We start from the raw sequence: 13,855 nt of genomic DNA, 5'->3' as shown, positions 1-13,855 counted from the left end.
GCCCGCCCGCCCCCGCCGGCGCCCCGGCCGACACCCCCGGGCCGGCCCCGGCCCCGGTCCCTCCGGTTGGGTCCCGGCCGATTCGGCGGCGTGCTGCGGCACAGGTCAGCACCACCCGACCGGCTGCAACCTGCACTCGAACGGTCACGGTTGGTGACGAGAATTGACGCCGGGGGCGGGCGTTCATGGCGGAAGTGGGCAAGACTCATGTCCGCTATCCGAAACCACTACCTGGGGAGTGTTCGCAATGCGGTCCATCGCAAGGGGTCTGGGTCTCGCTTCCGCCGCCATGGCGCTCACCGCGCTCACGGCGCTGGCCGGCTCGGGGGTGGCGGGCGCCGCGCCCTCCGGCACCGAGAGCCTGTACGCGCCGTCCGCGCTCGTGCTCGCCATCACGGCGGGGGACGACCCGGACGAGGGTACGGCGCTGCGCGCGGTGACGCTCGTCTGCGCGCCGCGGCCGAGCGGCACGCACCCGGCGCCGGCCGCCGCCTGCGCCGAACTGCGGGCGGCCGACGCCATGTTCGACACCATCACGATGCCGGCCACCGGGGTCCGCTGTTCGAAGGAATGGGATCCGATGACCGTCACGGCGGACGGGGTGTGGAACGGGCGGCGCGTGGCGTACACGCACACCTTCGGCAACCCGTGCGCGATGCGGCACGGCAGCGGGGCGCTCTTCCGCTTCTGACGGTCCCCGACCGTCGCTGACCGACGGCCCCCCGGCCGCTCCTGGCGGTCTCGGACGGCCGCGCGGCACGCCGAAGGCCGCGCGGCCGTCCGTGTCTCAGCCCAGTTCGAGACTGGTGACGGCGTACATTCCGGCGAGGTCGACCTCGGGTGCGGGCCCGGTGTACATCCGGGCCGCCTCGAAGGTCGGGACCAGCCCGAGTTCCGCCATCAGGGCGGTCGCGGCCGGGTTGGCGTCGGGCACGTCCACGGCGACGGCGCCGCCCGGGGCGTCCTGCGCGAGCCGGTGCAGGAGGGCGGCCGCGATCTGCGGGGTGCCGGCGTAGAGGGGGCCCACGCGCCAGGCGCCGCTGCACGGCCGGATGACGCCGAGGCCCTCGATACGCCCGTCGCGGACGGCGGCGACCGCGGTCCGGCCGGGCAGACCGGTCCAGGCGAACAGGAACGCGTCGCGCGCCTCGGGGAAGAACCTCCGGTCGTACGCCGCCAGCACGCCGAAGGGCAGCGTGGCGGCGTCGACCAGCCGGACGCCGTCGGCGAGCGGGCGGGGGCCGCCCTGCGGCGTCCCCTCGTGGCGGACGTTGTTCCAGACCCGGCGGAACCCGGACTTGCGGTAGTTGTCCTGCTGCTCCACCACTCCGTCGAGGCCGACGAGCCGCCCGTCGAGCCGCTCCATCCCGGCCTGCCAGAGCTGGATGCCGTACCCCTGGCCGCGGAAGGCGGGGCGGGCGATGTAGAAGCCGATGAAGCCGAAGCCGGTGCCGTAGCGGACGGCCGAGATGCAGGCGGCCGGCTCGCCGTCGAGCCGGCCGACGAGGAAGCCCCGCGGGTCGGCCACGGCGAAGGCCAGGCGGTCGGTGTCCCCCGGGTTCCAGCCCTCGTCCTCGGCCCAGGTGCGGAACAGCTCCATGTCGGCGCCGCTCGCCCCCGCGATCTCGAACCGCGCGGAACTCCCCGAAGCCGCCGAACGCATCGAATCCACCGAAGCCGCCGAATCCACCGAACGTGTCGATTCCGTCATGACAGGTGTTGTACCAGATCGTGTCCGTCCGTCAGGAGGCGTACGGGGAGGGCGTATCGGCGGGACCGGGGGGCTCGGCGGCCGGTCCGCAGATCACGTCGTCCAGCTCGATCGGCCGGGAGTCGAGCCGTACGTACGCGGTGTGCGTGTCGGTGTCGCCGCCGCGCCAGTGGGTGGTGACGGTGGCCCAGCCGACCCGCGCCGACGGGGCGACGGTGACCTCGCCGATGGTGATGTCCTGCGGCGCGGCGCTCGCGCACAGGACGACGTCGGCTCCGGGGTTGCGACGCTGTTTGTCCCTCAGGTGCCGCGAGACGTGGTGCCTGCGGGCCTGGGCGGTGGGGCCGTGGTCGCCGTAGAACCCGGTCAGGAACCGGCTGATCTGGGCCGCGGTGTGCCGCTGGGCGGCGACGGGGCCCTCGGCACGGACCGGCGGCGACGGGAGCAGGGTGAACAGGGACAGGAACAGGGCGGCGAGCCCGTGGGACGAGATCCTCATGGCTCGGGTGTAACCGCCGGGCGGCTCCCGCCGGGCGGAGCGGCGCCCGGATCTCACTCCGGTGGGTGCCGGAATTCACCGCGGGAACGCCCTTCCCGCGCCGGCCGGGGTGCCGTCGTCGTAAAACGCTGGCCGCGCGGGCGGTCGCCTCCGTAGGGTCGGCCCCATGGGGAAGCCGCTCGTCGTCGTGTTCAGTGGGGCCGGGATGTCCACGGATTCCGGGATCCCGGACTACCGGGGGCCGCAGGGCCTGTGGCGTCGGGAGCCCGACGCCGAGAAGCTCGTCACGTACGAGCACTACATGGCCGATGCCGACGTCCGGCGCCGGTCCTGGCTGATGCGCGCCGAGATCGGCGCGCTCGGGGCCCGGCCGAACGCCGCGCACCGGGCCGTCGCCGAGCTGGAGCGCGACGGCACCCCGGTACGGGTGATCACGCAGAACGTGGACGGTCTGCAGCAGCTGGCCGGGATGCCCGCGCGCAAGGTGTTCGAGCTGCACGGCAGCGCCCGGTCGGTGGTGTGCACGCGCTGCCACGTGCGCTCCGACATGGCGGACGCCCTCGCACGGGTGGCCGCCGGGGAGCCGGATCCCGCCTGCACGGCGTGCGGCGGGATCCTGAAGGCGGCCACCGTGATGTTCGGCGAACACCTGGACCCGGAGGTGCTGGCGCAGGCGGTGGCCGTGGCCAAGGGCTGCGACGTCTTCATCGCCGTCGGGACGACGCTGCAGGTGCAGCCCGCGGCCTCGCTGGCCGGGATGGCCGCCGAGCACGGCGCCCGCCTGATCATCGTGAACGCCGAGGAGACCCCGTACGACCCGCTGGCCGACGAGGTGATCCGGGAACCGATCGGCACGGCGCTCCCGAAGCTGCTGAGCCGGCTCGCCGCCGGGCAGGACTGAGCGGGCGGCGCCGCCGGAGCGTGGCCGGCCGACGGCACCGTCACGTGCGGCGGGTCCTCACGCGGCGTCCGCCGCCCTGCGCAGGGCGGCCACGTCCAGCCGCTTCATCGTGAGCATCGCCGCGCTCGCCCGGGCCGCACGCTGCGGGTCCGGGTCGCTGACCAGTTCCAGCGCCTCCGTCGGGATGACCTGCCAGGACAGCCCGAACCGGTCCTTGACCCAGCCGCAGGCGACCTCCTGGCCGCCGTCCGCCGTCAGGACGTCCCAGTAGTGGTCGGCCTCCGCCTGGTCCGCGCAGTGGATCTGGAAGGAGACGGCCTCGGTGAAGTCGAACTCCGGACCGCCGTTGAGGGCGACGAACTTCTGTCCGTTGATCTCGAACTCGACGACCATGACGGAGCCGGGCTCCCCGGGCCCCGCCTCGGTGTAGCGGCCGATCCGGCCGATCCGGCCGTCCTTGAACACCGAGACGTAGTAGTCGGCCGCCTCCTGCGCGTTGTCGTCGAACCACAGGCACGTGGTGAAGCCGGTGCCGCTCATGTCTGCCTCCTGGCGAGTGGGGGTGTTTCCTCGCCATACAGACCGGTCCCGGGCCCGAAATTCATCGGTGGGCCCGGGACCAGTGTGCGGATCACCCGTGTGGGTTACTTCGTGCCGAGCATCCGGTCGACGACCTTCTCGGCGGCGGTGCCGTCGTCGAAGCCGGCGAACTCCGCGCGGAACGCGGCGCGCGCCTCGGCGTACTCCGCGCCGACCGCGTCCGCGTCCTTCACGGCCGCGATCAGGCTCTCGGAGTCCCGCAGCAGCGGGCCGGGGGCCTTCTCCTCGTAGGCGAAGGTGAAGCCGCGCAGCGTGTCGCGGTAGTGCTCCAGGTCGTACGTGAAGAGCAGGATCGGCTTGCCGGTCAGCGTGAAGTCGCAGATCAGCGACGAGTAGTCGGAGATCAGGACGTCGGCGACGAGCAGCAGGTCGGTCGGGTCCGCCCAGCGCGTGACGTCGATGACGAAGCCGTCGCGGACGCCGTCACGGACCTGCTCCTTGACCCGGTGGTGGCCGCGGACCAGCAGCACGTGGTCCTCGCCCAGCTCGCGCCGGGCCGCGTCCAGGTCGATCTGGAGGTCGAGCTTGTAGCCGCCGCTCCAGCCCTCGCGGTTCTCGCGCCAGGTCGGGGCGTACAGGACGACCTTCTTGCCCTCGGGCACGCCCAGCCGGCGGCGGACCTCGGCGATCCGCTCGGCGTCCGGGTTCAGCAGCGCGTCGGTGCGCGGGCTGCCGACCTCCATGGTCTCGCCCTGGAAGCCGAGGGCGCGCTGGAGCACCGGGGTGGCGAAGGCGGACGGGGAGACCAGCACCGACCACTGGGCACTGTCGTGCTTCAGCGCGGTCAGGATCTCCGGGCTGGTGTAGTAGTCGTGGATGAAGTCGTGGCCGATCTGCTTGAGCGGCGTGCCGTGCCACGTCTGGATCACGAGCTGGTCGTCGCGGCGGTGGAACTCGCGCGGGACGCTGTCGTTGGTGACGAAGTACTTGGCGCGGGCCAGTACCTCCCAGAACTCCAGGCTGCCGTACTGCACCGCGCGGGCGGTCGCCGGGACCTCGGCGCGGCCGTCGCGGACGAGCCAGATGTGCTCCAGCTTCTCGCCTCGGCGCAGCAGCTCCTCGTGGATGGCGCGCGGGGAGTCACCGGCGCCGTCGCCCTGGAAGGTGTCGAAGACGACCATGTCCTTCAGCGGCAGCTTGCGCTGCGCCGGGTACGTGATGTCCCGGGCGACGCGCTGCGCGTAGCGGGAGCGGTCGTGCGGGCTCTTCAGCTCGTCGGCGACCAGCGCCATGCGGTCGTAGAAGCGGGCCTCGACCCGCATCCGGCGGCCGGCGACGGTGAGGGCGGCCGGGCCGCTGCCGAGCGCCGGGGCGATCAGCTGGACCGGGGCGCCGCGGTCGACGCCGAGCAGGCCGGCGGTGGTGCCACCCTGGGCGACCGGGCGCAGCGTGGGCCACCAGCGGCCGTGCGGCAGCGAGGTCCGGCCGGCGAAGGACTCGGGCAGCATCGGCTCGAAGGAGGCCTCGAAGCGGTCGCCCTCGCGGGTGGCGGGGTAGCTGAACTCCTCGCCGTGCCAGTTGTGCAGGACGAACTCGTACGGCTCGTCGGTCGGGGCGTGGAAGGTGCCCTTGAGGGTGAGGACGCCGTCCTTGGTGGTGACGGAGTCGACCAGCGGCGGCGAGGGCTGCATGGACAGGCAGAGCTGGCCGGTGTTGGTGCGCTTGGCGAACAGGGCGCGGGCGCCCTCGCCGGGGACCGGGACGACCAGGCCGGTGAAGCCGCCACGCTCGTCGTGCGCGAGGTCGTAGGCGGTGCCGTCGGCGCGGACCACGGTCAGGTTCCACGGCTCGGGGAGCCACTCGCCGGGCCCCGCCTCGGCGTCCGGGACGGCGGCCAGGTCGGCGACGGGGACCTTGGTGCTGAAGGGCACCCGGCCGCCGGCGGCGCCGGCGGAGGTCTCCAGCGGGAAGGTCAGGACGGTGCCGGTGGTCTGGTGCTCGGCGGAGAGCACGGCGCCGGGGCCGGGGTTGACGGCCAGTTCGCCGGTGATCTCCAGGACGCCGTCGGCGTCGGCGGTGACGTCGAGGGCGCGGGCGCGGACGACCTCCACCTTGATGGTGAGGGTGTTGGCGACGACCGGGACGACGCGGACGTCGGGGGCCACCCAGTGGGCGGGCGGGGTCAGGCCGCTGTCGTGGTCACCGCCCTTGAGGCGGGCGCGGTGCAGGCCGCCGGCGCCGGTGACGGCGATGGAGGTGGTCCACACGCCGTCGTTCCACTTGCCGCCCTGCTGGAAGACCGACGGGTCGACGACGGCGCTGAAGCCGGCCCACTCGGCGTGGCGCAGGGCCAGGTGCGGGGCGTTGACGGTGGCCGTCGGGGAGGCGATGGTGCGGGCGGAGACGACCGAGCGGCGGCGCTTGCCCTTCTCGCGGAAGATCAGCATCTTGCGCGAGCCGAGGCGGCTCTCGGCGCCGAGGTGGCCGGGCAGGGCGTAGCCGCGCAGCAGCAGCTTGCCGCCGGCCCAGGCGGCCTGCTCGACGCGGCTGACGACGCGCAGCTCGCGGTTGCCGAGGGTGAGCACCTTGGCCGGGACGGGCGGGCGGCCCTGGAGGAAGGGGTAGTCCGCCTGCGGGCGGGCCAGGCCCTTGACCGGGACGCTGTAGGAGAAGTCCTGCTGGTGCTCGAGGAGGGCGATGAAGTCCTCGACGCGGCCCTCGCGGGCGAGGAAGGCCTTGAGGCGGTCGGCGACGGTCAGGTCGGACCACGGCTCGGTGCCGATCTCGCGGACCAGGCCGCCGACCTCGCGGACGAAGGCGTCGCGGAACTCCTGGCCGCCCTCGGGGACGTACTTGTAGATGAGCGGGAGCTCCTCGCTCAGCACGTTGTGGTCGTAGTCGCGCAGGTAGCGGACGTACTCGGCGCCCTGCTTGGCCTGGAGGGACTCGCGGACCAGGCGCACCGAGGTGACGCGGTCGATGAGGGAGACCGGGTCGGTGGAGCGCTGGGTGATGGAGCGCTCACCGGTCTCGCGCACGCGCCAGTGGTAGACGACGTCGCTGAGGACGTCGACGCGGGTGGCGAAGTAGTGCGCGGGGATGGAGACGGGCGCGTCCTCGTAGAGGATGCCCTCGGGGTACTGGAAGCCGTGCTCGTCCCAGAAGGTGCGGCGGTAGACCTTGTTCCAGGCGGTGCGGTCGGTGACCAGCGGCGCGAACTCGGAGATGTGGGTCTTGAGCCGGGTCTTGGCGAACGGCGCCTTGTGGCCCCAGGACTGGTTCATGCCGACGGAGCGGAAGCGCAGCACGTTGCCGCCGACGAAGTCCGAGCCGGTCTCGTCGAGGGTGTCGACCATCAGCTGGTAGGCGTTCTCCGGCATGGTGTCGTCGCTGTCGACGAAGGCCAGGTACTGGCTGTCCGGGGAGATGTGGCGGGCACCGGTGTTGCGCGCGGCACCGAGGCCGGCGTTGTCCTGCATCACCAGCCGGAACCGCTTGTCACGCTCGGCGAACTTCTTGGCGATGACGGCGCTGGAGTCGGTGGAGCCGTCGTCCACCATGACGACCTCGAAGTCGTCGAAGGTCTGGGCGGCGATGGATTCCAGGCACTCGTCGAGGTAGAGCTCGACGTTGTAGACAGGGACGACGATGCTCAGGCGCGGGGGCATGGGGGTGGACTTCTCCAGCAGGTTCTCTAGCGATGATCAGCTAATTACAGCATCCTACTCTGTAACGGGATTATAAAATCCCCCCTTAACTGGACGAAACAGTGCAGGTCATCGGGGCGGACGGCAAAGAATTCAGCCGCCCGCCACCTCTCTGTGTGACGGCGGTACGGGGTCCTCCGGTTCCCGTCTCAGACCTCGAGTTCGGCTTCGATCTTCTTCAGCTGGTGCCGGGCCATCGCCAGGTTGGCGCGCTTGTTGTCCAGGGCGAGGTAGAGGAAGAGGCCCTGGGTGCCGCGGCCGCGCAGCAGCCGGATCAGGTGGTACTGGGTACCGAGCGTGATCAGGATGTCCTCGATCTCGTCCTTGAGGCCCAGGTGCTCCATGGTGCGGACCTTGGCGCGCACCACGTCGGTGTTGCCCGCGGCGGCAACGGTGAGGTCGAGGTCCTTGCCGCCCCCGATCGTGCCCAGCGCCATGCCGCTGGTGTAGTCGACCAGGGCGGCGCCGATCACGCCCTCGATCGAGGTGGTGGCTTCCTTGAGGGAGGTGTCGACGTTGGCCATGAGGGTTCCTCTCAGTGAACGTGAAGGTGAAGGTGAAGGTGAAGGTGAAGGTGTGATGTGCGGGTGGGGATCGCGTGCGTGGACATCGGGCACGGGAGGGACGCGGGCCCGAGGGCCGCGGGCGGTGACCGCTCAGGCCCGGCCGCCCGGGCCGAACCGGCGCCCGAGGGTGTGATCGATGAGCTCGGCGATACGGAGACTGGAACGGCGGGCCTCCAGATGGAGGCGGCCGACATTGGCGCGGGGTTCGGCGATCAGCGTCAGGACGGCCGTCTCACCGGCGGCGTAGGTGGCGACGTAGCCGCGCTCGCCGCGTACGAGCAGTTCGCGGAAGTCGCCCTGCCCGGTGCTGTCGCTGAGCCGCTGGGCCACCCCGAGTGCGGCGGCGGTCAGCGCGGCCACCGCCTCGGCCTCGGTGGCGGCGGTGTCCTGGGCGAGGACCAGGCCGTCGGCGCTGGCGGCGAGCGCCCCGGTGAGCTGGGGGACACGGGCCCGCAGCCGACGCAGTTCGGCGAGTATCTCGGCCTCGGCTTCGGCGGGAACCATGACGCTTGCACTCATGTCGGACTTCCTCCTCTCGGCTTGCCTGCGCTCGGTGAGCTGTCGCAGCGGGAGCCTCACAGGCTTGCCTCCAGTGCGTCGCGTAACCGGCGGAGCAGGGCCACGTCCGGGGGCTGGGTCTGGGTCATCCAGGCGGGCAGTTCGGTGGGGTCCGGCGCGGGGGCCGGCAGGTGCGGGGTCTCGACCAGGCCGGCGGCAGCCAGCCGCCGTACGTCGAGCACGGTGTGGAAGGCGGGCCGGCCCAGGGTCCAGGCCAGCGCGGCCGGGGTGCGGACGCCGTCCGCGTGGCGCAGCAGGACGCGCTGGCGGCTGGTGACCGTCTGGCCGGGGGCCGCCGGGCGGGGCACCACGGGCGCGGTGTCGAGCTGCGGATAGGGCCAGACCGCGTCCAGCAGCTCGCGGCGCCGCCGGGTCTCGCGCTCGACGGCTTCGGCGGGAACCGAGCGGACCGAGCCGATCCAGTGGGTGGCCCCGCGGCGGAAGCGGGAGGGGCCGCTGCCCGGGGAGAGGGCGAAGAAGGCCGCGTCGAAGATGGCCGCGAGGTGGCAGATCTCCAGTTCGCCACCGGCCAGCCCGCCGCTGTCGACGAGGAAGCGGGCCACCTGGCGGCGGGCGCCGGCCCGGTCCACGGCCTCGCGCCAGCGTTCGGGGGCCAGGCCGCCGCCGGTGGTGAGGAGGACGTCGAGGCCGGGGGTGGCCGGACTCTCGGCGTGGACGATGCGCCCGTCCTCCAGGAAGAGCGTGCCCCGGTCGCGGAGCAGGGCGCCGGTGGCGCGCTCCGCGGCGAGTCTGGTCAGCAGCGGGGACACGGCGCCGCCGGGACCGGGCTGGGTGGGGATGGTCATCTGAGTACCAGCCCTTCCGCCAGGTCGCGGAGTCTGATCCGGGCGAGGGCGAGGTTGCCGTCGGCCCGGTCGAGCCACAGGTGGAGGAAGACGCTGCTGTCGAAGCTCGTCTCGACGAAACGCAGCACGTGGTAGCCCGTACGGGTGGTGACGATCAGGTCCTCGACGGGCGGGCCGGCGTCGGCCTGCCCCTCGGGGGCGCCGCCGCCGGAGGGCGCGAACGATTCGTACTCGGCGGCCGCCCGGGCCAGCTCGGCGGTCTCGGCGGCGGTCGTCTCGTGGTCGCCCACCGGGGAGTCTCCTGCGGTGCCGAGCGCGAGTCCGCTGCTCCAGTCCACCAGGGCGGCTCCGCGGGCACCCGGCAGGGCCATGGCTTCGAGCAGGCATTCGTCGATCCCGGGCACGCGGGCTCCCCTCCCGGCCGTGTGTGCGTGGTGCACGGTCGCACGGCGCGACAGGGATGAACTTACTGAAGTTCCATAGTGCGGAAGGGTGTTCTGGCACTTTCCAATGGAACATGCGCGAATGTGATCACATGGTTGGCCTGTTTCACGAGGCCAAGGGGAGATGATCGGACAAGCGGAACGAACCGCCCTCCCGCAGGACGTAGCCCTCGTGGCTCAGGGTGCGCAGCAGGTGGTAGACGGTCGGCAGCGGGATGCCCGTGATCCGCGACAGCCGTTTGGCGGTCGCGCCGCCCTCGGCGTACATCGCCTCCACCAGGCGCAGTGCCCGCTGGACGGAGCCGATCAGCGTGGGTGCGCTGTCCTTGTGCGTGTGATCGGTGGCCATGGTGAGTCCCCCTGCTCCGTTCCGGGGCCCGTCAAACCCTGGATTCCGTTCCGGTGACGCGCGCGGCCCGCGCACGTCATGCCGAGGACGGGATCAGCTCGTTCCGGTCGCGCAGCCGCGTCAGGGCCGTCCGGGCGACCCGGCCGGCTTCCTCCCGTACGTCCTGCCGCGCCCGCGGTACGTCGTCCTCCGCGCGCAGGACCACCTGCTGGCGCACGGTCACCACGACCCCGTCGGGGCCGTCCGCGTCGACGGTCCAGCCGCCGGTGTGCACCGAGAGGGGGGCGGGCGGCTCGGGGGTCTTGAAGACGACCTCGCCGGTCTCCGGCAGCCGCAGCGCGACGGTCGGCGCCGCTCCCGGCCACAGGGCGGCGTGGTCGAGGTGGTCCAGGACGGTGACCGCCGGGGCCCGGAAGCGGAGGGAGTCGGCGAAGGTGAACAGCATCCCGTCGAGCCGGCGGGGGCGGCTGGCGAGGGCGGCCAGCCGGCCGAGTTCGGACCGGCTGTTGGTGTCGGTGGCGCGCAGCACCCAGGCGACGTCGTCGGGGCGGTCGTCGACGACCGTGAAGTCGTGCAGCAGGGTGACGCGGGAGCGGTCCGCGCCGAGCGCGTCGACGATCCAGGTACCGCCCATGGAGCGCAGCGGCGGCGCCGGGGTCTCCTGGCGGAATCCGATGCGGCGGGCGGCGGGGTCGAGGGCGCGGCGGGAGGTCCAGTGCTTGAGGGTGCCGTTGGCGGTGGCCCAGATCGCCAGGCGCTCCACGCGGGAGCCGTCGCCGCCGTCGCGGGTGTCGAGGCGGCGGACGTGCACGGTGGGCGGGAACAGCAGTGGCCACCGCTCGGCGTCCGCGAGCAGCCCGTACACGGTGGCGGCCGGGGCGTCGGCCGTGACCTGGTGGGAGGTGCGGTGGACCTGTTCGGTGGGCACGGTGGGCGGACCTTTCTCAGGGGCGGGCGCGGGGTGTCCCCCCAAGCGTCCGGCCGGGCGCTGGGGCCCGGCTTGAGGCGTCTTCGAAGGGCGCGCGATCGCCGGCGGGGACAGTGCGGACGACGGTGAGGGCCGACGGGAGGAGAGGTTCGGGATGACGACGGAGACGGCGAGCGCCCCCGGCGCAGTGTGGTCCGCCGCGCTGCACGCGGAGGTGCAGCAGTTCTACGCGTACCAGATGCAGCGTCTGGACCTGGGCGAGGCGGAGGCCTGGGCGCTGACGTTCACCGAGGACGCCGTCTTCGACGTGCCGACGCTGCCCGAGCCGGTGCGCGGGCGCGCCGGGCTGGTGGCGTCGGCGTACGGGGCGCGGGCGGCGCTGGCCGCGGCGGGCGAGCGGCACCGGCACTTCCTGGGGATGCTGGACGTCCGGCCGCGTCCGGACGGCACGGTGGGGGTGCGCAGCTACGCGATCGTCTACGCCTCCGAGATCGGTGGCGCATCACGGGTGCACCGGGTCTGCGTGTGCGAGGACGTGCTGGTGCGCGACGCGGACGGGATGCTGCGGGTGTCGGCGCGCCGGGTGACCCGCGACGACCTGCCCTGACGCTTCAGGCGTGACAGGCCGGCAGGCCCCCGTGGTAGTCGGCCATCTCCTGGAACAGCGCGGGGATGTCCAGCGGCCGGCCGGGTGCCGCGCCGTGCTCCTCGGCGTAGGCCCGGTGCAGGTTCGGTACGAGCCGCTCCGCGTCGAGGAGTCCGGCGTACGGGCCCGGGCCCATCGCCCGGGCCAGGCCCAGCGGGGTGAGCCGGGCCTGGACGCCGTCCCGGGCCAGTGCCCGCAGCCAGCGGAAGTAGTCCTCGTTGGCGTCGATCAGCTCGGGGCCGCCGACGGGGCCGTGGCCGGGGACCACGACGAGCGGGTCGAGGGCGCGCAGCCGGTGCATGGCGTCGAGGGAGCCGGCGACCGAGCCCATCACGCAGAACGGGGTGATGCCGGACATCACCAGGTCCCCGGTGAACAGGACCCGCTGCTCGGGCAGCCACACCACGGTGTCGTTGGTGGTGTGCGCCGCGGGGCCCAGGTGGAGCAGTTCGATGCGGACCCCGCCGGTGTGCAGGGTCAGGGTGTCGGTGAACGTGAGCTCGGGCAGGGCCACTTCGAGCTCGCCCCAGCACACGTCGGGCCACAGGCCGGTCAGTTGCAGGCCGGTCGCGATCATCTCGGCGCGGGCGCTCTCGTGGGCGACGACCACGGCTTCGGGGAAGTGGCTGTTGCCGAAGGTGTGGTCGCCGTGGAAGTGGGTGTTGACCAGGGTGCGCGGGGGCCGTCCGGCGCGGGCCAGCACCAGCTCCCGCAAGCGCCGGGCGCGGCTCTCGGTGGCGGCGGTGTCCACCAGGGCGCAGGCGCCGCCCGCGCCGACGACCAGGCCGGCGTTGTTCAGGCACCAGCCGCCGTGGGGCTGGACGAAGGCGTGCACCCCGTCGGCGACCTCGGTCAGCCGGCCCTCGGGTGCGGGCGCGCTCACGCGGCCGTGCCCAGGTGCGGGCGGGTGAGGACCATGGCGCTCTGGAAGCCGCCGAAGCCGCTGCCGACGGTGAGCACGGTGTCGGTGCGGTGCTCGCGGGCGGTCAGCGGGGTGTAGTCGAGGTCGCAGTCGGGGTCGGGCTCGTGCAGGTTGGCGGTGGGCGGCACGGTGTTGTGCTCGATGGCCAGGGCGCAGGCGGCGACCTCCAGGGCGCCGATCGCGCCGAGGGAGTGCCCGATCATCGACTTGATGGAGCTGACCGGCACCTGCCGCGCGCGTTCGCCCAGGCTCCGTTTGAAGGCGGTGGTCTCGTGCTTGTCGTTCTGCTTGGTGCCCGAGCCGTGGGCGTTGATGTAGTCGACGGCGGAGCGGTCCAGGCGGGCCTCGTCGAGGGCGGCGCGGATGGCGGCGGCCATCTCCGCGCCGTCGGTCTTCAGCCCGGTCATGTGGTAGGCGTTGCTGCGCGAGGCGAAGCCGGAGATCTCGGCGTAGACGTGCGCGCCGCGGCGCCGGGCGTGCTGGAGCTCCTCCAGGACGACGACGGCGGCCCCCTCCCCGAGGACGAAGCCGTTGCGGGTGCGGTCGAAGGGGCGGGAGGCGGTGGCGGGGTCGTCGTTGCGCGGGCTGGTGGCCTTGATCGCGTCGAAGCAGGCCACCGTGATGGGCGAGATCGGTGCCTCGGTGGCGCCGGCGACCATGATGTCGGCGCTGCCCTCACGGACGAGTTCGACGGCGTGCCCGAGCGAGTCCAGGCCCGAGGTGCAGCCGGTGGAGACCAGTGCCACCGGCCCTTCGGCGCCGGCCGTACGGGCCACCTCGGCGGCCATGGAGCTGGGGACGAAGTAGTCGAAGAGCTGGGCGGCGGCCCGGGTGTGGTCCACGCTCCAGCGCGCGCCGAGCTCGCTGACCAGCGGGTACTGGGTGTCGAGCCCGGTGGTGCAGCCGACCGCGCTGCCGAGGGTGACCCCGGTGCGGTGCGGGGCGGCGCCGGCGCCGGACAGCCCGCTGTCGGCGAGCGCCTCGCGGGCGGCGGCGACGGCGAACTGCGCGGCCCGGTCCAGCCGGCCAGCCTGCTCGGCGCCGATGCCGTGCGCGGCCGGGTCGAAGTCGGCCTCGGCGGCGATCCGGGAGCGGTAGGAGGCGGCGTCGAAGAGGGTGATGCCACGGGTGGCGGTCCGCCCGGCGGTCAGCAGGGCCCAGAAGTCCTTGACCCCGATCCCGCCCGGGGCCACCACTCCGATCCCGGTGATCACGACCCGTCTCATCGGCTGTCCTCACGGTTGTCCGGTTGTCCGCCTGACGCATCCGAAGCGTCCCC

The 13,855-nt window shown here is 73.1% G+C and carries 15 protein-coding genes; 3 read left to right on the top strand and 12 right to left on the bottom strand.

From position 1 onward, the window contains the following. Positions 1 to 247: 247 nt before the first annotated feature. On the top strand, positions 248 to 691 hold the full coding sequence (locus ACIPXB_RS09275) for an SSI family serine proteinase inhibitor (RefSeq protein WP_401446640.1): 444 nt from the start codon (positions 248 to 250) through the stop codon (positions 689 to 691). 96 nt (positions 692 to 787) lie between these two features. Here the strand turns inward: ACIPXB_RS09275 and ACIPXB_RS09270 are convergent, their stop codons facing one another. Beyond that, positions 788 to 1,663 (bottom strand): GNAT family N-acetyltransferase, encoded by an 876-nt coding sequence (locus ACIPXB_RS09270; RefSeq protein ID WP_401447157.1) that lies wholly within the window; start codon positions 1,661 to 1,663, stop codon positions 788 to 790. A 79-nt stretch (positions 1,664 to 1,742) separates the two neighbouring features. Continuing rightward, positions 1,743 to 2,210, bottom strand: a complete 468-nt coding sequence (locus ACIPXB_RS09265; RefSeq protein WP_401446637.1) for a hypothetical protein — start codon at positions 2,208 to 2,210, stop codon at positions 1,743 to 1,745. A 166-nt stretch (positions 2,211 to 2,376) separates the two neighbouring features. On the opposite strand from ACIPXB_RS09265, the gene ACIPXB_RS09260 reads away from it, so the two are divergent. Continuing rightward, a complete protein-coding gene (locus tag ACIPXB_RS09260) occupies positions 2,377 to 3,111 on the top strand; it encodes an SIR2 family NAD-dependent protein deacylase (protein WP_401446634.1) in 735 nt (244 codons plus the stop codon). Positions 3,112 to 3,168: 57 nt separating this feature from the next. Here the strand turns inward: ACIPXB_RS09260 and ACIPXB_RS09255 are convergent, their stop codons facing one another. The 8 genes from ACIPXB_RS09255 to ACIPXB_RS09220 form a co-directional block, all read right to left on the bottom strand. After that, positions 3,169 to 3,651 (bottom strand): VOC family protein, encoded by a 483-nt coding sequence (locus ACIPXB_RS09255; RefSeq protein ID WP_401446631.1) that lies wholly within the window; start codon positions 3,649 to 3,651, stop codon positions 3,169 to 3,171. A 104-nt stretch (positions 3,652 to 3,755) separates the two neighbouring features. Then, entirely contained in the window at positions 3,756 to 7,319 is a 3,564-nt protein-coding gene (locus ACIPXB_RS09250) for a CDP-glycerol glycerophosphotransferase family protein (protein ID WP_401446628.1), read from the bottom strand. Positions 7,320 to 7,507: 188 nt separating this feature from the next. Next, entirely contained in the window at positions 7,508 to 7,882 is a 375-nt protein-coding gene (locus ACIPXB_RS09245; protein WP_401446626.1) for a hypothetical protein, read from the bottom strand. Positions 7,883 to 8,014: 132 nt separating this feature from the next. Further along, complete coding sequence (locus ACIPXB_RS09240; protein WP_401446623.1) at positions 8,015 to 8,443, bottom strand: roadblock/LC7 domain-containing protein; 429 nt, start codon at positions 8,441 to 8,443, stop codon at positions 8,015 to 8,017. Positions 8,444 to 8,499: 56 nt separating this feature from the next. After that, complete coding sequence (locus ACIPXB_RS09235; RefSeq protein ID WP_401446620.1) at positions 8,500 to 9,288, bottom strand: transcriptional regulator; 789 nt, start codon at positions 9,286 to 9,288, stop codon at positions 8,500 to 8,502. Further along, complete coding sequence (locus ACIPXB_RS09230) at positions 9,285 to 9,692, bottom strand: hypothetical protein (protein WP_401446617.1); 408 nt, start codon at positions 9,690 to 9,692, stop codon at positions 9,285 to 9,287. The genes ACIPXB_RS09235 and ACIPXB_RS09230 overlap by 4 nt, the downstream gene beginning before the upstream one ends. 145 nt (positions 9,693 to 9,837) lie before the next feature. Then, the gene (locus ACIPXB_RS09225) at positions 9,838 to 10,080 is read right to left on the bottom strand and encodes a helix-turn-helix domain-containing protein (RefSeq protein WP_401446614.1); all 243 of its coding nucleotides are present in this window, start codon (positions 10,078 to 10,080) and stop codon (positions 9,838 to 9,840) included. A 76-nt stretch (positions 10,081 to 10,156) separates the two neighbouring features. Next, positions 10,157 to 11,008: an aromatase/cyclase gene (locus tag ACIPXB_RS09220; RefSeq protein ID WP_401446611.1), complete on the bottom strand. Its 852-nt coding sequence runs from the start codon at positions 11,006 to 11,008 to the stop codon at positions 10,157 to 10,159. 154 nt (positions 11,009 to 11,162) lie between these two features. Between ACIPXB_RS09220 and ACIPXB_RS09215 the strand changes: the two genes are divergently transcribed. Beyond that, positions 11,163 to 11,615 (top strand): nuclear transport factor 2 family protein, encoded by a 453-nt coding sequence (locus ACIPXB_RS09215; protein ID WP_401446608.1) that lies wholly within the window; start codon positions 11,163 to 11,165, stop codon positions 11,613 to 11,615. 4 nt (positions 11,616 to 11,619) lie between these two features. Here ACIPXB_RS09215 and ACIPXB_RS09210 read toward each other — a convergent pair whose 3' ends face one another. Together ACIPXB_RS09210 and ACIPXB_RS09205 are read right to left on the bottom strand one after the other, a co-directional pair. Continuing rightward, on the bottom strand, positions 11,620 to 12,537 hold the full coding sequence (locus ACIPXB_RS09210; RefSeq protein ID WP_401446605.1) for an MBL fold metallo-hydrolase: 918 nt from the start codon (positions 12,535 to 12,537) through the stop codon (positions 11,620 to 11,622). Next, positions 12,534 to 13,802 (bottom strand): beta-ketoacyl-[acyl-carrier-protein] synthase family protein, encoded by a 1,269-nt coding sequence (locus ACIPXB_RS09205; protein ID WP_401446602.1) that lies wholly within the window; start codon positions 13,800 to 13,802, stop codon positions 12,534 to 12,536. Before ACIPXB_RS09205 ends, ACIPXB_RS09210 begins: the two co-directional genes overlap by 4 nt. Positions 13,803 to 13,855 lie beyond the last annotated feature (53 nt).

Source organism: Streptomyces sp. NPDC090022 (genome assembly GCF_044748145.1).
Taxonomy (GTDB): domain Bacteria; phylum Actinomycetota; class Actinomycetes; order Streptomycetales; family Streptomycetaceae; genus Streptomyces.
The sequence above is the reverse complement of the archived record's forward strand: the minus strand, read 5'-3'. Positions and strand labels throughout refer to the sequence as shown.

Coding starts and splice junctions, on each gene's coding strand:
- ACIPXB_RS09225 (WP_401446614.1), bottom strand. CDS start 10,080: ATGGCCACCGATCACACGCACAAGGACAGCGCACCCACGCTGATCGGC.
- ACIPXB_RS09240 (WP_401446623.1), bottom strand. CDS start 8,443: ATGAGTGCAAGCGTCATGGTTCCCGCCGAAGCCGAGGCCGAGATACTC.
- ACIPXB_RS09275 (WP_401446640.1), top strand. CDS start 248: ATGCGGTCCATCGCAAGGGGTCTGGGTCTCGCTTCCGCCGCCATGGCG.
- ACIPXB_RS09260 (WP_401446634.1), top strand. CDS start 2,377: ATGGGGAAGCCGCTCGTCGTCGTGTTCAGTGGGGCCGGGATGTCCACG.
- ACIPXB_RS09215 (WP_401446608.1), top strand. CDS start 11,163: ATGACGACGGAGACGGCGAGCGCCCCCGGCGCAGTGTGGTCCGCCGCG.
- ACIPXB_RS09245 (WP_401446626.1), bottom strand. CDS start 7,882: ATGGCCAACGTCGACACCTCCCTCAAGGAAGCCACCACCTCGATCGAG.
- ACIPXB_RS09255 (WP_401446631.1), bottom strand. CDS start 3,651: ATGAGCGGCACCGGCTTCACCACGTGCCTGTGGTTCGACGACAACGCG.
- ACIPXB_RS09250 (WP_401446628.1), bottom strand. CDS start 7,319: ATGCCCCCGCGCCTGAGCATCGTCGTCCCTGTCTACAACGTCGAGCTC.
- ACIPXB_RS09235 (WP_401446620.1), bottom strand. CDS start 9,288: ATGACCATCCCCACCCAGCCCGGTCCCGGCGGCGCCGTGTCCCCGCTG.
- ACIPXB_RS09270 (WP_401447157.1), bottom strand. CDS start 1,663: ATGCGTTCGGCGGCTTCGGGGAGTTCCGCGCGGTTCGAGATCGCGGGG.
- ACIPXB_RS09265 (WP_401446637.1), bottom strand. CDS start 2,210: ATGAGGATCTCGTCCCACGGGCTCGCCGCCCTGTTCCTGTCCCTGTTC.
- ACIPXB_RS09205 (WP_401446602.1), bottom strand. CDS start 13,802: ATGAGACGGGTCGTGATCACCGGGATCGGAGTGGTGGCCCCGGGCGGG.